The sequence below is a fragment of the Cryobacterium sp. M23 genome (assembly GCF_002929655.1).
Lineage (GTDB): Bacteria > Actinomycetota > Actinomycetes > Actinomycetales > Microbacteriaceae > Cryobacterium > Cryobacterium sandaracinum.
This window is the reverse complement of record NZ_PJJV01000038.1, coordinates 1-17318: the sequence shown is the minus strand read 5'-3', so window position 1 is coordinate 17318 and position 17318 is coordinate 1. Positions and strand designations below refer to the sequence as shown.

The window sequence follows — 17318 nt, the reverse complement described above, 5'->3', positions numbered from 1 at the left end:
CAACGTCGAGCTCGGCTACGCGTCGACCATTCACCGGGCGCAGGGCATGACCGCGGACACCGCCCACGTCCTCGCCGACTCCTCCACCTCCCGCGAACTCGTCTACGTCGGAATGACCCGCGGCAAGGAAGCCAACCACCTCTACGTCGAGACCGAAGATGCCCAACCCATGAGCGACGTCCTGGCCACCATCGCCGGCCACAGCGACGGGATGCTCTCCGCCACAGAAACCATCCGCGCCGAACAAGCCCGAGTCGATGACCTGGTCACCCTCATCGACCAATACGGTGACGTCGCCGAACGCGCCAACACCGTCCGCTTCACCCAACTCGTGGGGCACACCCTCGACGAGCAAGATGCCCGGAGGCTCACCAGTTCCGAGAGCTGGGGAGCCGTCACCGCAGCCCTCACCCGCGCCGAAACCCAGGGCCTTGACCCGGCCAATGTCCTGCGGGACTTGTGGAACGAACGAGAACGCGGCACCGCCGACGACGTCGGCGCCGTCCTCTCCCACCGGATGGAACGACGCATCGAAACAGCCCCCGCCGACCAGACGCCGACAGCGGCCGAGCGTCCGGGGATGCCGACATGGATCGCAGATCGGCGGGTGCTGGACGCGGCCGGTACTGACCCCGCGTGGCGGGACCACTTGGCGGAGCGGTACGAGTACCTCGCCGTCCGCCTCGAGGAACGCGGCACGGCGATCGCCGCGGAACAGCCCGCCTGGGCGCAGCAGCTTGGCGACGTCCCGACCGAGAGCGCCCGGCGTCAGGAGTGGGTGCTGCTCGCAGCTGAAATCGACGTGTTTCGTGACCGGTACAAGGTCGACCCGGCACAAACGCTGGCCATCCCTGAGGCTTACCGTGAGCGCAATGTTGGTGCGGAGCTCGCGGCCCGAGTGACGGCCCTAGAGAAGATGCAGTCTCAGGCTACCGCGCCGAGCACGCCCGAGGCCCGAGGCGGGCCGGCAGAAGCCGCTCACCGCGCTCGAGGTGATGCGTGCCGCGAACCGGACGACGGCCGACCGGCAGCGGGAAGCGCAGCGTGCTGCCGGCCTGACCGTGAAGGCACGGCCGGCCATCCGCGGCGATAAGGCCACAGGAACCGAAGACCAGCGCGGCCGCGATGACGGCCGCGAACGGTAGACGAAATGTTCATTGTGATTAAACAGTCGGCAAGATACCGTAATTGACGACTCTCTCAGAAGGAAGCTCCCATGAAACCCAGCCCCGGATCCGACGGCGATTACACCGACAAGGAACCTGAAACCGACACGACGACCCCAGCTGGCAAGCCGGCCGCCACTGACGGGGACGCTGCAGGCGAGTACACGGATAGCGACACCCCAACGCGGCCAACGCCCAAGACCCGTAGCAGCTGACCTGGATGCCGGGCGAGGTCTGCTCCGACCAGTTCATTCTTAGGGACAGTGGTGCTTTTCCGTGGTTCTTGGACCGGTTTCGTGCCCGATTGGCCGCAGCAGCTCGGCGACGTCGCGACCGAGAGCACCAGGCGTCAAAAGTGGGCGCGCTTCGCCGCTGAAGGCAGATGTTCCGCGACCGCTACACGGTCGACCTGGCCCAGGCGGCGGCCATCCTTCTGGCGTGTCGGGAGTGTAGGGTCGATGCGGAAGTGCGGCCGGCGTGATGGCCCTGCAGGGGGCAGGGTCCAGTAAGACGAATGAGTGCCCGTACCTGAGGATGCCTGATCGCACGCTATCAGAGCCTGCTGGGGCGGTTCTCGGGTCGATGTTAGCGTCGAAGTCACCGATACCGTCAGGAGTTCCAATGACCGACGCCCTACCCGTCACTTTCACTGCAGGCGATGTTGGCCAGTGGCGTATTGATCGCATCATCGCGGTGACCGGTGACGGGCTCCCCGCCGCCGCGCGTCTGCTGATTCGTGAAGGAGCGGCAGGGGATGAATCATGGTTGTCGGGGTCATCGGCCACGGATACCCCGGGGTGGACCCTGCGCGGCACCGTTAGTCATCAGCGTTACACGACCGCTGCCGAACTGGCCGAGCTGACGGCGCGGTCACCGGCTCTGGGCCGACCCGGCGCGACCGTCGCCTCCTTTATCCCCATCACCAAGTCAAAGGAGTGGTGGGAACTGGCCCAAGACGAACGCCGGCAGATTTTCGAGGAAACCAGCCACCATATCCGACGTTCCATGAACTCGCTGCCAGCTGTGGCCCGGCGGCTCCATCACAGCCGTGATGGGGGTGGGCCGTTCGATTTTTTGACCTGGTTTGAGTACGCGCCCGAAAGTGTCGCGGATTTCGACGAGCTGCTTGATGAGTTGCGGAGCACCGAGGAATGGATCTTCGTCGAACGCGAGGTCGAGGTGCGCTTGTCGCTCGGTTTGCAGTGACGAGCGCCCCGATGCCCGTCAGTTAACCCCAGATGATGAGCCGAATAGCAGGTTCCTGCTCGGCTACTCTGCATTAGATGCACTACTTACTGACATAATACACATGATCGTTCATATTGCCCAACAAATGACCCGACATAACACCCGCAAACTGGTAGCCTCAGGTCATGAGCGATATGTCAGCCGGGGATGGTTCTCGTTCCGGCGCTGATCGCGCGGCACATAAACGCTCCGTGGGTCTGAGCGTTGCTGAGATCGCAGCGGTGTTACAAGCGCAGCTGGGCCAGGTGCTCCTTGGGGTAATCTCGGGTAAGAACGCCCGCACGCTTGCTCGCTGGACACATGCAACGGTGCGGCCGCCGCGTGCGAGTGAAAAGCTTCTCAGAGACACATTTCAGGTGCTCGAGATCCTCTGTTCGGTTTGTTCGCCTGACGTTGCCAGGGCGTGGTTTATGGGTATGAACCCGGACCTGGGCGATGCTTCGCCGGTCGAAGCTCTCTCGGAGGGACGTTCCCGGGAGGTCATGGCCGCGGCGCGGTCCTACGTCGCCGCGGGCTAGGCGTTTCATTGTGGTGCGAGTGCGCGCCGGTCACCGATTGCAGCGGGGAGACAATGGGGCCGTTGCCCGTGATGATGTTGCTCTTACCGATGGATACCTCGAGTTCCTCGGTGACCTCGAACGGTGCGTCCGGGATGCGCAGAGTCGAGAGCTTAGGGCAGATCGTTACGGGCGATGCTGACGAGCTAAAGTGATCGAGTGGTAGTGCTTTCGATCAAAATCGATCATTTTGCGTTGCCGTAGCAACCGACAAGGAGGCATGTCATGCCTGGGGATTCGACGCGGCATGAGGCGCCACTCGGTGCCGGCGCCGCTGTTCTTGCCTGTGATATCGGGGGCACAGACACAAAGGCGGCACTGTTCGACCCTGCCGGGCGGATGCTCGGGCTCAGCCGAACAGCCACCCCGCTTCGGGGAACCGACACGGCTGACGCTGTGCTCGACCTGGTTGAGCACCTCGCTGCTGGATTCGCCCGTGACTTCCCCGATGTGCATCCCACGGCCGTCGGCCTGATCGCCCCTGGCATCGTCGACGACGAGCAAGGAATCGGCATTCATTCGGCGAACCTGCACTGGGACAACGTGCCGTTCAAGAAGCTCACTGAGGTACGCCTGAACCTTCCGGCCTCGTTCTCACACGACGTGCGCGCCGCCGGCGAGGCGGAGCATCGGCTCGGTGCGGCCCGTCCGTTCCGTGACGCCGTCGTCATGGTTAGCGGCACCGGTATCGCGGCATCGATCATCCTGGGTGGCCGCGCTCACATCGCTGGCGGTTTCGCTGGGGAGATCGGTCATTCGATCATTGACCCGTGCGGTGAGGTGTGTGCTTGCGGTGCCGTGGGATGCTTGGAAACCGTGGCGTCAGCCGGGGCTATTTTGCGCCGCTACTGTCTGGCCGGCGGCCGGCCTGCCGAGCCGATGCCGGCCAGCGCGAAGCAGGTGCTTGCCCTTGCCCAGACCGGCGACCTTGAGGCCCGACGGGTCTGGAACGATGCCCTCGACGCCCTGGCCCTTGTCATCGAGCAGCTCGCCTCGGTGCTTGCCCCCGAAGCCGTGGTCATCGGCGGCGGGCTGTCTCAAGCCGGAGACGCCCTGTTCGTGCCCCTGCGGGAACGTGTCGATGCGCTGCTCAGCTTCCACCGTCGACCGCTGCTGCTGCCCGCCCGGATTGGTGAGAACGCCGGGCTCCTCGGTGCGGCGCTGCGTGCGCGAGCTGCCGCGGAACGCGGGGCGACACCACCAACGATGCCAACGCTGTGACGACGCCGATGATAGGAACCACATGCCTCTGAACCGTTCCGAACGACTTGCCGCGGTGCTCGACCTTCTCGCCGAATCCGGCCAACTGGAGGTCGACGACATCATCACAAAGCTCGGCGTTTCAGCGGCGACCGCCCGCCGCGACCTCGACACTCTCGCCTCCCAGCAACTGCTCACCCGCACGCGCGGCGGCGCGATCGGACAATCCGTTGCGTACGATCTGCCGCTGCGCTACAAGCGCGAGCAGAACGCGCCGCAGAAGCTCCTGATCGCACGCGCCGCAAGCGCCCTGGTGTCTCGCGGCGCCGTCGTCGGGCTTTGCGGAGGCACAACCAGCACTGCGATCGCCGGTGTGCTGGGTGCCAGGGCCGACATCATGGAGGCGTCGCCGCATGCCACACTGACGGTCGTGACCAACGCGCTCAACATTGCCGCCCAGCTGGCGATGCGCCCACAGATCAAGACTGTCGTGACCGGCGGAGTCGTGCATTCGCGCTCCTACGAGCTGGTCGGTGCGTACAGCGACGCCGTGCTGCGGCAGGTGCGCATGGACATCGCGTTCATCGGCGTGAATGGCATCGATCCGGTTGTCGGCCCGACCGTGAACGACGAAGGCGAGGCCGCCGTCAATTCCTTGATGGCTGAGCGCGCCACCCGGGCTGTGATCGTGGCCGACTCCAGCAAGATCGGCCGCATCGCGTTCGCCAGCTTGGGCGAGTTGCATCGCTTCAGCGCGCTCATCACGGACTCGGGCATCTCGCCGGAGCAGCTGGCCGCATTCACCGACCATGACGTTGAGGTGATCGTCGCATCGTGACCAGCGCACCCACCCATATCATCCACTCCGCTCGCCTGGTCTCCGGCGGGCGCACTACCCCGGACGGCTGGGTGGCGTTCGCGGGTGACGCGGTGTCGGACGTCGGATCGGGCACCGGCTGGCAGGCGCTGGGCGCCAGGACGGACGACGTGACGGATGCCGCCGGCCGCCTGCTCACACCCGGCTTCATCGACATCCATTGTCACGGAGGTGGCGGGTTCGCCTTCGACGAGGGAGCTGATGCCATCCGCACGGCCCTCTCCGTTCACCACCGCCACGGAACCACCCGCATCGTGCTCTCCCTCGTCACCGCCAGCCAGACCGACCTCGAGTCCCGGCTTGCTGTCGCCGCGGATGCGGCTGAAACGAACCCGCTCGTGCTCGGCGCGCACCTTGAAGGCCCCTTCCTCGACGACACCTACCGCGGTGCGCACGATCCGGCGCTGCTGCGAACCCCTGACGCCGAGTCCATCGACCGGCTCCTCGCCGTAGGGCGTGGCCATCTTCGCCAGATGACGCTCGCGCCCGAGCTGCCGGGTGCACGGGAGGCCATCCGCACCCTCGTCGATGCCGGAGTCGCCGTGGCCGTGGGGCACAGCTCCGCCGACTACGCCACCGCCCTGACCGCGTTCGAGGCTGGCGCGTCAATCCTGACGCATGCGTTCAACGGTATGCGCGGGATCCACCATCGTGCTCCTGGTCCGGTCGCGGCAGCCACCCGCTCACCTGACGTGATGTTGGAGATCATCAATGACGGGGTGCACGTGCACCCGGAGGTGGTGCGTCTGGCCTTCGCCAGCGCGCCCGGCCGGATCGCACTGATCACCGATGCCATGGCCGCGGCCGGCTCCGATAATGGCGATTACCTGCTCGGGACGCTCGCTGTGACTGTCACCGACGGCGTGGCCCGCCTCGCCAACGGAAAGGGAGACGGCGCCATCGCCGGCTCCACGCTCACCTTCGACGCGGCTTTGCGACGGGCGGTCACCGAAGTGGGTATCCCGATCGAAGAGGCGGTCACCGCGCTCACCGAGACCCCCGCACGGGCCGTCGGGCGCAGCCGTGACCTAGGCCTGCTCGCGGTCGGCTACGCCGCCGACGCAGTGCTGCTGGACGATGAGTTAAACGTAGACGCGGTTTTTGCCGCCGGCCGGCACGTACTGGTCTAACGCACAGCCAGTGGCGATGCCCTCGTCTCCGTTGGTGCGATCTCACCGCGCTGGACAGGTGTAGTCGGACCGTCAGCACAATGCCGTCCGAAAATAATTTGCGTTCTTTTGTTGCTAGATGGATACTTATTTTCAGAGCAGTCGGGCCAATCAGTCCCGCAATCACGTTTCAATGAGGAGACCGCATGCAGAAGCGCTATCTTTCCATCGCCATGGCCGCCGTTGTAGCACTGGCCCTATCCGCTTGCTCCGGCGGGTCCACGGCCGGCGCCGCGACCGATGCCAAGGGCGAAACGCTCAACGTCTGGATCATGCAGGGCACCAACCCGGGTTCAGAGGCGTTTTTCAATACCGTCGGCCAGGAGTTCACGGAAGAGACGGGCGCGAAGCTCAACGTCGAGTTCGTGCAGTGGGCCGACGCCCACGACCGCTTCGTCACTGCCATCGCCGGAAATACGACTCCGGATGTCGCCGAGACCGGAAACACCTGGACGGCCGAGTTCGCCGATGCAGGGGCACTCGCCCCGATCGGCGAAAAGGTCAAGGAAGCCGGACTCGAGGACGACCTCGTCAAGGGCTTGGTCGAATCGGGCACCTACGACGGCGATCTCTACGGCATGCCCTGGTACGCGGGGGTGCGCTCGATCATCTTCCGCACAGACGTGTTTGAGGAGCTCGGCCTGACGCCGCCCACGACCTGGCAGGAACTCGTCGACGTGGCCACAGTCATCCAGGCTGAGCGCCCCGACCTGATCCCCTTCCCTGTTCCCGGCGACGCCGAGATGCTCACCTACCCCTGGGTATGGGGCGCGGGCGGCGACGTTTCGGTTCAAAAGGGCGAGAAATGGGCGTCCGGACTTGCCGGCGACCAGGCCCGCGAGGGAATCCAGTTCTACACGGACCTGGCCACCAAGCACGGCTTCTCCACCGCCGGCGCGACCACATGGAAAGAAACCGACGTGCTCGACAACTTCGCTCAGGGCAAAGTAGCAATGGCCATTTCCGGCTCCTGGACCCCAGCGACGCTCCTTGAAAAGGCGCCCGAGCTCGAGGGCAAACTGGGTGCCATCCCGATCCCCGGCAAGGACAGCGGCATCAGCCCCTCGGTCCTCGGTGGCTCCCACCTCAGCGTCTTTAACACAGCCAAGAACGAAGACCTCGCCTGGGCCTTCGTCGAGATGATGAGTACCGGCCAGTTCGCACAGGACTGGGCCGACCAGACCGGGTACTTCCCCGGCCTCGAATCACTGCTGAAGAAGACCATGAAGTCGGATGACCCGCTGGTGAGGCCCTTCGCAGAGCAGATGGTCGACGGCGGCGCATCCGTGCCCGTCACACCCAAGTACGGTGCGGTACAGGCTAAGAAAACCACTAACGCGATGATCCAGGCGATTCTTTCCGGCCAGAAGACGGTCGATGAGGCCACGAAGGACGCAGCCGCGGAGATGGATGAAATCATGAACGGCAAGTAGACACAATGACCGTCGTACTCAACCAGCCGCCCGTGGACGAGGGACGTATTGCTCCCTCGCCCACGGGCGGCCGTCCGCCGAAACGTCGGCGCCTCATCACCATGACCCAGGCCCGGCCGTGGCTGCTCCTCGCCCCGGCACTCATACTGTTGGCTGGGCTTCTGCTCTGGCCGCTCGCGCGGGTGTTCCTTTTCTCCCTGCAGGACTACGGCCTGCGTGAAATCGTCAGCGGCGAGAGCAACTTCATCGGCCTGGACAACTACGCCGAGATCTTCGGTGACGCTTCTCTGTGGAGCGTCGTGCTGCCAAACACGATCGGCTTCGCCCTCGTGGCCGTTTCCTCGACTGTCATCTTCGGAACGCTGGTCGCCCTGCTGATGGCTTCGCTCAGCCCACTGTGGCGCACCATCGTCGGCAGTGCCGTGATGGTTGCCTGGGCGATGCCTGCCGTGACCGGCACCTACGTCTGGATCTGGATCTTCGACGCAGACCAGGGACTGGTCAACGAGACCCTCAAGGGCCTCGGCCTGATGGATGAGTCCTTCAACTGGTTCACCAACCCGGTGACCTTTTACGGGATCGTGGCGTTGAACATTGTGCACCACGGCTTCCCGTTCGTCGCAATCACGGTACTCGCGGGCCTACTCGGCGTTCCCAAGGAGATGCTTGAGGCCGCCGAAATGGACGGTGCGGGCCCGGTGCGACGCTTCTTCCAGATCGTGTACCCAACCATCAAGCCCGTCTTCTCGGTCGTGGTCATCCTCTCGACCATCTGGGACTTCAAGGTATTCGCCCAGATCTACCTCATGCCTGGAGGGTCAGGGTCAAACCGGGAGGTACTCAACCTCGGCGTCTGGTCGTACGTGGAGTCGTTCGGGCAGAACCGCTACGGCTTCGGAGCGGCCATAGCCGTGCTCCTTACGGTGCTGCTCCTGATTATTACTGCCATTTATGTGCGCACCCTGTTCAAGGAGGAAAAGGTATGAGGCACAACTCGCTCAGCCGGAGTCTAGGCAAGGCCGTGCTCGTAGTCCTGCTCCTAGTCTTCACTCTCTTCCCCGCGTACTGGATGATCTCCAGCTCCTTCGACGCGCAGGCGTCCAGCGGGGGTCAGTCCCTTCTGCCTCAGGAGTTCACTCTCGACAACTACGAGTTCGTGCTCACCGAGGGCGGGTTCGGCACCTTCCTCCGCAATTCGGCGATCGTCGCTTTCTTCACGGTGACCATCTCGGGGATCGTAGCGCTGCTGGCCTCGGTCGCGGTCGCTCGCTTCCGCTTCAAGTTCCGCACCGGCATCCTGATCATGGTGCTCACCGTGCAGATGGTGCCGCTCGAGGCCCTCATCATCCCCCTGTTCGTGCAAGTTCGAGACCTGCAGATGCTCAACTCGCTGGTCGGGCTCGTCGTGGTTTACCTGGCCTTCTCGCTACCTTTCGCGATCTGGATGCTGCGCGGCTTCGTCGCCGCCGTCCCGATCGAGCTCGAAGAGGCCGCGTACATAGACGGCGCCAGCTGGGGACGAATGTTCCGCTCGATCATGCTGCCCCTCGTGGCACCCGGCCTCGTGGCGACAAGCGTCTTCTCGTTCATCGTCGCCTGGAACGAGTTCATCTTTGCGATGACCCTGCTCGGCGGCGCAGCGGAGAACTACACCGTGGCCATCGGCCTCAAACAATTCTTTGGCATACACTCCAACGACTGGGGGCCAGTCATGGCTGCTTCCACCATTATTACGATCCCGGTGATGATCTTCTTCATCCTCGTACAGGGCAAGCTCAGCGGCGGCCTCGTGGCGGGGGCGGTCAAGGGATGACCGCGGCGACCGACCCCACCCTGCACCGGCTCGTAAACGGTGTTCTCTGGCCTGGCTTCACTGGCCTCCGCACCCCCGACTGGCTCGCCCGGGCACTCGACCACGGTCTCGCCGGGGTGGTCTACTTCGGTCACAACATCGATGAGAGCGATGCCGAGCAGCCGGCGCGACTCTCCGCCGAGTTGCGGAACACCCGGCCCGACGTGCTGATTGGAATCGATGAGGAGGGCGGCAACGTGTCGCGGCTCGACGCGGTGCGGGGATCCCTTCTGCCAGGGCACGCCCAACTGGGCTGCCTCGACAACCTTGACTCCACCCAAGAGGTCGGCCGGATGATCGGTCGACGGGCGGCATCCGCGGGCGCAAACGTCGTGCTCGCACCGGTCGCCGACGTGAACACGAACCCGGCCAACCCGGTGATCGGCGTGCGGGCCTTCGGCCGGGACACACGCCTCGTGGCACGGCATGTCGCCGCCATGATCTGTGGCCTACAGGAATCGGGGGTCGCCGCCTGCGTCAAGCACTTCCCGGGCCACGGTGACACCCACACCGACTCGCACCTTGCCCTGCCCCGCCTCGACTTGTCCTGGACTCAGATCGAGCGCGACCATCTGCCGCCCTTCCACGCGGCCGTAGCCGCCGGGGTTCGTGCCGTGATGACGGCGCACATCGTGGTGCCCGACCATGGCGACCTGCCCGCAACGCTCAATCCACGAATCCTCGCCGCGCTGCGCGAGACCGGCTTCTCCGGCACGATCGTGACGGATGCCCTCGACATGGCGGCGATCCGAGCCTCGTTCGGCGCCGGGCCGGGCGCCGTGCTCGCACTGGTTGCCGGAGCCGAACTGCTCTGCATCGGCAACCCTTCCAACCTCGGGCCTAACGGCGGCCGCACCACGGACCGAGCCGACTACCTCGAGGTGCGGGATGCCCTTTTCGAGGCCCTCGACGAGGGTGTGCTCACCGCGGAGGCCCTTGAGCGGGCCGGGGAATCGGCCGCGAGGCTCGCCCTGCCCGTCGACCCCCCGATCACCGCGAACAATCCAGCCCCCAGCGCCCAACGAGATTTCTTCGACGCTGGACGCATGGTGCGCTCGGCTATCACGGTGCGCGGTGGCGCAACGCTCGATCAGCACCGGCTGACGCTGCTCGATCTGAGGGCACGGGCCACCCTGGCCGTCGCATCCACGGCCGATACTTTCGCGGCAAGCCTGTCGCGAACTCATAATCTTGACCGCCTCGCGCCGGGTGCCGACCAGGCGGCGCTGGCCGAAACAGTACTATCGATCCCGAGTGACAGCGGCGTGGTCGTGCTCGTGGACCGGATCGCTTCCGCGGGCGCTCAGCGGGATGCCGTGAGATGCATTGCCGACCTGCGCCCCCATGCCGTTGTCATCAATGCGGGGGTGCCTTCCCCCGACACCCTCCCACTTGCTGTCATCGACGCTCTGGGGTCATCGAAGATCACCGCGGACACAGTGACTGGCATCCTGCACGGCGAGACACCATGAGAATTCTGTCGCTCCAATCGGGGACTTCCGCCGATGGCATCGACGTTGTCATCGTGGACATCGACATCGATGTCGACAACACGGCTGCGGGCGATGATTCTCTTATTCCGTGGCTCACCATGCGCCCGCTGCTCACCCGGACCGTAGCCTGGACCCCAGAGTTACGGACGCGCGTGCTCGACCTGGCAGATGGATCCCGTGTAGACGCCGAGGAACTCTGCCGTCTGGACACCCTCACCGGTCAGGAATTCGCGGCGGCCTCCCTGGCCGCCATGCGGCAGCTCGGCACCCCCGTGGCGCTGGTTGTCTCGCACGGACAAACCGTCTTCCACTGGGTCGACGACGGCCACGCCCGCGGAACCCTCCAACTCGGTGAGGCCTCCTGGATCGCTGAGGCGACCGCCGCGCCCGTGCTGTGCAACCTCCGCGCGGCAGACATCGCGGCAGGAGGTGAGGGTGCTCCGCTCATGGGCGTCTTCGATCGGGCCTGGCTCGGCTCATCAGCCGCCGACACTGGCCGGCCGGCCGCGACCGTCAACCTGGGCGGAATCGCGAATCTGTCGGTCGTGGGCTCCGATGGAACGGTAATGGCCTGGGATACCGGTCCCGGCAACGTGCTGATCGACGCCGTAGTCGCGCGCGGCACAAACGGCGCCGCCAGCTTCGATGCGGATGGCCGGCTCGCGGCGGCTGGGAAGGTCGACGACCGGCTCCTCTCGGCTCTCCTCGACCATCCCTACCTGCGCCGGATGGCACCCAAGTCGACGGGCCGTGAGACATTCGGGCTTCCCTTCGTGGACTCGGCTCTGGACGTGGTCAAGGGTGGGCCTCCACTGGAACTTGAGGACCTCGTGGCCACGCTCACCCGGCTAACCGCCCGCTCGATCGGTGCCGCCCTGCGTGCCGGCGGGGCCGATCTGCCAGTACGCCTGATCGCCTCGGGCGGCGGAGTCCGCAATCCGTCGCTGATGTCCGAGCTTGGAGCTGAACTCGCCGGGGACGGGATCGCCCTGGTTTCCTCGGCTGAATGTGGCATCGACCCTGATTTCAAGGAGTCGCTCATGTTCGCCCTGCTGGGATTCCTGAGCTGGCATGGCGTTCCCTGCGACCTGCCGGCGACCGCGCCGGGCCGGGCCCGTTTGGCAGGGCAACTCGTCTACGGTCCAGGGCCTGTGCGCATGCCGACGCCGCTGGACGGCATCCGCGGCCTCCGCGTCCTGCCGCGGGAAGACAGCACGCCGGGGACTGTGGGGAGGTCAGAGCGATGAGTGCACTGACCGTGCTGGCCGTAGACCTCGGCAAGACGTCCTGCCGGGTTCGGCTCAGCCGCGGCGACGCGGTGCTCGGCGAGGCCACCGGCGAGGGGTCACCCGGCCTGGCCGACGAGCATGGCACTGACCTCGCGCGCCACGCCATCCTCGGGTCGGTGTCGGGTCTTGATCCGGACCTCCAGCGGCTCCTCCCGAGCCTCGACGGCATCGGCATTGGCGCCGCAGGCGCCCTGGCAGCACCAGATGCCGGGCGCGGGCTCCTGCAACGGCTGCGGGCCGATTTCGATGTGCCCACCGCTCTCATCAGTGACGGTCTCGCGGCACACGTTGGCGCATTCGCCGGCGGCCCCGGCACAGTCCTCATCGCAGGCACGGGCGCCGTCGTCTTCGCGGTCGACCACACCGGGTTGATTCGACAGATTGACGGGCTTGGACCGTGGCTGGGCGATGACGGCAGTGGCCGCTGGATCGGTCAGCAGGGGCTGCAGGCGGCCCTCCGTGCCGGTGATGGCCGCGGTCTGGAGACAGCTCTCCGAGCCGATGCGACCGACCTTGCCGGTGGCCTCGCCGCTCTGCCAGGTTGGGTCTCGGCCACCGGCACTCCCGCGCGAACTCTCGGCACGTTCGCCCCCATCGTGATCACCCGAGCGACCCTTGGCGACGGCGTGGCAGTGGCGATCATCGCGGAGGCCTGCACCCTTCTCGCGCTCGCCTGCGTCGCGGCCCGCGACGACAGCGGTCGCGTCTGTATCACCGGCGGTCTCGTGTCCCACCCCTACTTCCGTGCCGTCCTCGACGCCACATTAAGCAAGGTCTCTCTCTCGCTTGTCTCCCCCCTCGGAGATGCCCTCGCCGGCGCCGCACTCATCGCCCACTCCCGTGTACTACCCCATGAGACGAGAATCACCCGTGGCTAAGCCGCACCTCCGAAATCAGCCCGACCACGCCGACCTGCGCGACTCGCTCGCTACGCTCTCAACGGAACAGGTCAGTGACCGGCATCCGGATCTCGACCTGCTCTCGACCGCCGAACTCGTGCGCGCGATGAACGAGGAGGACGCCGCCGTGGCCGCTGCTGTAGCTGCCGCGAGCCCCGCCATCGCGGCCGCGATCGACGGCATCGTCGGCCGGATGAGCGCCGGGGGACGCCTGATTTACGTCGGTGCAGGGACCGCAGGGCGGATGGGTATCCTCGATGCCAGCGAGGCGCCCCCCACGTTCGGGACCAGCCCCGAACAGGTGCTCGGGGTTATTGCCGGCGGCCCGGGCGCGATTCAAGCCGCGGTCGAGAACGCGGAAGACGACGACATCGCTGGGGCATCCGACCTGCGCATGCTGGGTGTTTCAGCATTGGACGCTGTGATCGGCATTTCCGCGTCCGGCCGCACACCCTATGTTCTCGGCGCCATCGAGTACGCATCGTCGGTCGGCGCGTTCACAGCTGGGATCTCCTGCAATTCGGAATCGGATCTCGGCCAAGCTGGCGATGTTGCCATCGACGTTGTGGTCGGTCCCGAGATCCTCACCGGATCAACCAGGCTCAAGGCTGGCACCGCGCAGAAAATGGTGCTCAACATGCTGAGCACGATCACGATGGTGCGGCTGGGCAAGACTTACCGCAACCTCATGGTGGACATGAAGGCCACCAATGAGAAGCTACGGGCCCGCGCCGAGAGGACCGTTATGCTGGCGACACAAGCAGATGCGGTCGATGCCGCCCGAGCACTCAACGCTGTCGATGGGTCCGTGAAAGCGGCTATTTTGGTGCTGCTGACTGACCTCGAACCAACCACCGCAATCAAGGTCCTGACCGCCCACCATGGATTTCTTCGCGAAGCTATGAGCGCCGCGCCAACCCGCGGAAGGACTGTGCATGGCTGCTAATGCCCTCCTGAAGTTGCGGCAGGCATTGCCCGACCTCAGCACCACCGATTCACGGGTTGCCCGGGCCGTCATTGACGATCCCACCATCCTCGGCCGCACCATCACGGAGGTCGCGACTATCTGCGCGACGTCGCCAGGCACGGTCGCGCGATTCTGTCAAAAATTGGGCTACTCGGGATACCGGGAGTTTCGCATCGAAGTGGCAGCGGCGGCAGGCTGGGCGCAGGCGCAGCGCGCCCGGTTCCACGTCGCTGACGGGGAAATTAACCGCACCGACAGTGCAGAAGACGTCGTTGCCAAGATCGCCTACCAGGAGGTGCTGGCGATCGAGGAAACGGCGAAGGCACTCGACCTCGTGACACTCGACCGAGTAGTGACTTCCATCGTGGCATCGACTCGCATCGACGTGTACGGCTTCGGCTCAAGCGGCCTGGCCGCGCAGGACCTGCAGCAGAAGCTGTACCGAATCGGGCTCTCCGCCACGTCCTTCTCCGACATGCACCTAGCCTGGGCATCCGCGGCTCTTCAGCGGCCCGGCGGGGTCGCCATCGCTATCTCGCATTCCGGCCTCACCGTCGAGACGAGCAATGCGCTGAAGATCGCGCGCGCCGCCGGCGCGACGGCCGTGGGAATCACCAATTTTCCCGATTCGCCATTGGTCGAAAACTGCGACTTCGTACTCACCACCCAGGCGAGGGAAAACCGTTACCGTGCCGGTGCCATGTCAAGCCGCATCGCTCAGCTGGCCCTGGTCGACATTCTCTTCGTGCGCATCGCTCAGTCAATGTACGACGACATGACGGAGTCACTTCGACTCACTTATGAAGCCGTCCAGGGTCATCGGATGCAGCCGGGCGACGGCCGCACCGCGACCGACTAGCCGTCCTCAGATCCCCTGCCAGGCTGGCTTATTCGCCCAGGCGTAGCGGAAGTAATCGAGGTTGGTGAGCTTGCTCGCTGCGGCCTCGTCGACAACTACCGTGACGTGTGGGTGCAGCTGGATGGCCGATCCCGGTTGACTAGATGTGACCGGACCCTCTACGGCGGCGGCAATGGCAGCGGCCTTGACATCCCCGAAAGCGAGCAGCACAAGGTGGCGCGCGCGCTGGATCGTACCGAGCCCCTGGGTGATGCAGTGCACCGGCACATCATCGGGCGAGTTGAAGAAGCGGGCGTTGTCGGCCCGCGTCTGCGGCGTGAGCGTCTTCACTCGAGTGAGCGACGCGAATGAAGAACCCGGCTCATTGAAGCCAATGTGACCCGTGCGGCCGATTCCCAAGATTTGCAGGTCCACCCCGCCGGCGTCGATGATCGCCCGCTCGTAGTCCGCGCCCGCGGTAGAGAGCGTGGTCGGATCCCCGCTGGGCATACGGATGTTGCCTGGCGTGAGCCCGAGGGGCGTCACGACGTCACGGGCGATGACGACGCGGTAACTTTCAGGGTGCCCGTCGGGCAGGCCGACGTACTCATCCAGGGAGAAGCCCCGCACCTGCGACACATCGAGCGGATTCGCGGCAAGCGAGCTGGCGAGCGAGCGGTAGACGGGCAGCGGTGTTGACCCGGTCGCCAGACCGAGCACTGCGTCGGGCCTAGCCTCGATCAGCGCACGGATCGCCGCCGCGACGAGCCTGCCCCCAGCATCCTCGTTCTCAACAACAATGATTTCGGCCACTGAATATCCTCCCTTCAACGTGATTGATTATGACTTTAGAGTATCAGTTTCAATCAGTTTCAATCATCAAGATCTACCGCGTGGAAGAGGGCTCGAACCAGGCGCAGCTTGCGTTTGGACATCTCTGCACTTTTTGCAGCTCCACGTTCTCGGGCGGCATGGACGACTTGGCCTGCTCAGGGACGCCGAATAGCTCGGCCATGAGCGCCCCTACGGCGGGGATCGGATGCCCGAGAATCCAGGGGCTTGTGCGGCGGGAGAAACTGGCCGTCCGTTCCCGCGGTGTGCGTCCCCTACAGTTCCACGTCGTCAGGCGGTATCGACGTCGGCACGATCCGGGCGGTTGTGTCCTTGCGCCGGTGAAGGTGTCCTTGGTCGGGGTCGCAGTCGCGGAAGGGCCCGTTGCCTTTGTCGAAGATCACCGCGGCGTGGCGGTCCCAGTGGTTGATCCACCAGGAGGATACGGTGCCGGCGTCGCCGTCCATGACGCTGGCGTCGGCTTGCATGCTGGCCTGCCAGAGGGCTTTGAATCGGGCGACGACTTCGGGATGGAGCCACCATTGGTTGCACCACGGCGAACTGCTGGGTTGTGGCCATGTGCCGGCGACTCCAATGACATCATTGCTCACCCGAATATCGACCTCGTCGTTGTCCTCACTCCGGGTCCGCAACGCAGAGTGCTAAATTATTTAGTAGGTCATCGCTAGTTCGGAGGCGTTCAGCGACGTTTAGCGTCACGATTGAGCGGCCGCGGAGATTTCGGACTGACAGTGTCCACCTCCCCCTGGATGGGGGCGGTATTGACACCTTTACCGAATTACAGATCGGACCCGCATGTTCAGCAACCTAACCGGATGGCATTCCTTGATCATCCTTGCAATCGTCGTGCTTCTCTTCGGCTCGTCCAAACTTCCCGCCCTTGCTCGCAGCCTTGGGCAATCGACAAAGATCCTGAAGAGCGAAATGCAGAGTACGACCCCCGCCGAATCAGGCCGCGATGCCCCGGTGGCCGCTACACCCGAGTCACCGGAGCCGGCTTCCCGCCTCTGAGACGGGTGCCAAAGGGCACACAAGGAACGCCCGCGACATTGTCGCGGACGTTCCTTTTTTCCTAGCCGGTCCGGGGTCAGCCGGAGGTGACCTTCCCGCCCTCGCTGCCTTGCGTGTCCTGGTTGAGCTGGGCGTCGGTACAGACCCGTCGGACCTTTACAACCTGCACGGTCAACGTCAACCAAATGGCGGCGACGATGGTGAAGATCGATATGACCGTGACCTTTCCCATCGTGACAAAGGGTTTGGGTTCGGCCGGATGGTATGCCGACTGGCCCACCGTGACATTCACGGTTACCGAGTCTGTGATCGGTTGCTCGCCCATAGACGGTGTGTAGTGGGCGAAGAACTCCTGCGGCCCGGCCTCTGACGGCCGGTAGAGGTGATCAGAGTCTCCGCCCAGGGTCAGGACGGCGACGCCCGTGGTATCGGTGGCGATTGTGCCCAGGGGAAGGAGCCGTTCCCCC

At 65.0% G+C, this 17318-nt stretch carries 18 protein-coding genes; 15 read left to right on the top strand and 3 right to left on the bottom strand.

Going from position 1 to position 17318, the window contains the following annotated elements; genetic code table 11:
- The 14 genes from CXY82_RS01020 to CXY82_RS00955 all read left to right on the top strand — a co-directional run.
- Positions 1–1093, top strand: a 1093-nt coding sequence (locus tag CXY82_RS01020) for a helicase C-terminal domain-containing protein (RefSeq protein WP_158252101.1), incomplete at its 5' end; no start/stop codon positions are given.
- A 694-nt stretch (positions 1094–1787) separates the two neighbouring features.
- Positions 1788–2372 carry a chlorite dismutase family protein gene (locus tag CXY82_RS01015; protein WP_104169295.1) on the top strand — a complete coding sequence of 195 codons (585 nt, stop codon included), beginning with the start codon at positions 1788–1790 and terminating at the stop codon, positions 2370–2372.
- Between the two features lie 167 nt (positions 2373–2539).
- Positions 2540–2932 (top strand): hypothetical protein, encoded by a 393-nt coding sequence (locus CXY82_RS01010; RefSeq protein ID WP_146067713.1) that lies wholly within the window; start codon positions 2540–2542, stop codon positions 2930–2932.
- A gap of 264 nt (positions 2933–3196) precedes the next feature.
- Complete coding sequence (locus tag CXY82_RS01005; protein WP_104169293.1) at positions 3197–4192, top strand: ROK family protein; 996 nt, start codon at positions 3197–3199, stop codon at positions 4190–4192.
- A gap of 28 nt (positions 4193–4220) precedes the next feature.
- Complete coding sequence (locus CXY82_RS01000) at positions 4221–5009, top strand: DeoR/GlpR family DNA-binding transcription regulator (protein ID WP_104169296.1); 789 nt, start codon at positions 4221–4223, stop codon at positions 5007–5009.
- Entirely contained in the window at positions 5006–6178 is a 1173-nt protein-coding gene (gene nagA / locus CXY82_RS00995) for an N-acetylglucosamine-6-phosphate deacetylase (RefSeq protein ID WP_104169292.1), read from the top strand. The genes CXY82_RS01000 and nagA overlap by 4 nt, the downstream gene beginning before the upstream one ends.
- Positions 6179–6363: 185 nt before the next feature.
- Complete coding sequence (locus tag CXY82_RS00990; RefSeq protein ID WP_104169291.1) at positions 6364–7650, top strand: sugar ABC transporter substrate-binding protein; 1287 nt, start codon at positions 6364–6366, stop codon at positions 7648–7650.
- Positions 7651–7655: 5 nt separating this feature from the next.
- On the top strand, positions 7656–8636 hold the full coding sequence (locus CXY82_RS00985) for a carbohydrate ABC transporter permease (RefSeq protein WP_104169290.1): 981 nt from the start codon (positions 7656–7658) through the stop codon (positions 8634–8636).
- On the top strand, positions 8633–9463 hold the full coding sequence (locus tag CXY82_RS00980) for a carbohydrate ABC transporter permease (protein ID WP_104169289.1): 831 nt from the start codon (positions 8633–8635) through the stop codon (positions 9461–9463). Before CXY82_RS00985 ends, CXY82_RS00980 begins: the two co-directional genes overlap by 4 nt.
- On the top strand, positions 9460–10974 hold the full coding sequence (locus tag CXY82_RS00975; RefSeq protein ID WP_104169288.1) for a glycoside hydrolase family 3 N-terminal domain-containing protein: 1515 nt from the start codon (positions 9460–9462) through the stop codon (positions 10972–10974). The genes CXY82_RS00980 and CXY82_RS00975 overlap by 4 nt, the downstream gene beginning before the upstream one ends.
- On the top strand, positions 10971–12242 hold the full coding sequence (locus CXY82_RS00970; RefSeq protein ID WP_104169287.1) for an anhydro-N-acetylmuramic acid kinase: 1272 nt from the start codon (positions 10971–10973) through the stop codon (positions 12240–12242). Before CXY82_RS00975 ends, CXY82_RS00970 begins: the two co-directional genes overlap by 4 nt.
- A complete protein-coding gene (locus tag CXY82_RS00965; protein WP_104169286.1) occupies positions 12239–13162 on the top strand; it encodes an N-acetylglucosamine kinase in 924 nt (307 codons plus the stop codon). The genes CXY82_RS00970 and CXY82_RS00965 overlap by 4 nt, the downstream gene beginning before the upstream one ends.
- Positions 13155–14129, top strand: a complete 975-nt coding sequence (gene murQ, locus CXY82_RS00960; protein WP_369828402.1) for an N-acetylmuramic acid 6-phosphate etherase — start codon at positions 13155–13157, stop codon at positions 14127–14129. The genes CXY82_RS00965 and murQ overlap by 8 nt, the downstream gene beginning before the upstream one ends.
- Positions 14119–15009 carry a MurR/RpiR family transcriptional regulator gene (locus tag CXY82_RS00955; protein WP_104169284.1) on the top strand — a complete coding sequence of 297 codons (891 nt, stop codon included), beginning with the start codon at positions 14119–14121 and terminating at the stop codon, positions 15007–15009. The genes murQ and CXY82_RS00955 overlap by 11 nt, the downstream gene beginning before the upstream one ends.
- 6 nt (positions 15010–15015) lie before the next feature.
- Here CXY82_RS00955 and CXY82_RS00950 read toward each other — a convergent pair whose 3' ends face one another.
- Entirely contained in the window at positions 15016–15801 is a 786-nt protein-coding gene (locus CXY82_RS00950) for a glucosamine-6-phosphate deaminase (RefSeq protein ID WP_104169283.1), read from the bottom strand.
- A gap of 293 nt (positions 15802–16094) precedes the next feature.
- A complete protein-coding gene (locus CXY82_RS00945) occupies positions 16095–16430 on the bottom strand; it encodes a DUF4913 domain-containing protein (protein ID WP_158252079.1) in 336 nt (111 codons plus the stop codon).
- A 205-nt stretch (positions 16431–16635) separates the two neighbouring features.
- Between CXY82_RS00945 and tatA the strand changes: the two genes are divergently transcribed.
- Complete coding sequence (gene tatA / locus CXY82_RS00940) at positions 16636–16851, top strand: twin-arginine translocase TatA/TatE family subunit (RefSeq protein WP_104169200.1); 216 nt, start codon at positions 16636–16638, stop codon at positions 16849–16851.
- 76 nt (positions 16852–16927) lie between these two features.
- Here tatA and CXY82_RS17175 read toward each other — a convergent pair.
- Positions 16928–17318 (bottom strand): hypothetical protein (locus CXY82_RS17175; protein ID WP_158252100.1); only part of this gene is annotated, 391 nt, incomplete at its 5' end.

Excerpts from the sequence above, each read along its gene's own strand:
- CXY82_RS00965 (WP_104169286.1), top strand. The coding sequence starts at position 12,239 with ATGAGTGCACTGACCGTGCTGGCCGTAGACCTCGGCAAGACGTCCTGC.
- CXY82_RS00975 (WP_104169288.1), top strand. The coding sequence starts at position 9,460 with ATGACCGCGGCGACCGACCCCACCCTGCACCGGCTCGTAAACGGTGTT.
- CXY82_RS01015 (WP_104169295.1), top strand. The coding sequence starts at position 1,788 with ATGACCGACGCCCTACCCGTCACTTTCACTGCAGGCGATGTTGGCCAG.
- CXY82_RS00990 (WP_104169291.1), top strand. The coding sequence starts at position 6,364 with ATGCAGAAGCGCTATCTTTCCATCGCCATGGCCGCCGTTGTAGCACTG.
- CXY82_RS01005 (WP_104169293.1), top strand. The coding sequence starts at position 3,197 with ATGCCTGGGGATTCGACGCGGCATGAGGCGCCACTCGGTGCCGGCGCC.
- CXY82_RS00955 (WP_104169284.1), top strand. The coding sequence starts at position 14,119 with ATGGCTGCTAATGCCCTCCTGAAGTTGCGGCAGGCATTGCCCGACCTC.
- tatA (WP_104169200.1), top strand. The coding sequence starts at position 16,636 with ATGTTCAGCAACCTAACCGGATGGCATTCCTTGATCATCCTTGCAATC.
- CXY82_RS01010 (WP_146067713.1), top strand. The coding sequence starts at position 2,540 with ATGAGCGATATGTCAGCCGGGGATGGTTCTCGTTCCGGCGCTGATCGC.
- CXY82_RS00985 (WP_104169290.1), top strand. The coding sequence starts at position 7,656 with ATGACCGTCGTACTCAACCAGCCGCCCGTGGACGAGGGACGTATTGCT.
- CXY82_RS00970 (WP_104169287.1), top strand. The coding sequence starts at position 10,971 with ATGAGAATTCTGTCGCTCCAATCGGGGACTTCCGCCGATGGCATCGAC.
- CXY82_RS00980 (WP_104169289.1), top strand. The coding sequence starts at position 8,633 with ATGAGGCACAACTCGCTCAGCCGGAGTCTAGGCAAGGCCGTGCTCGTA.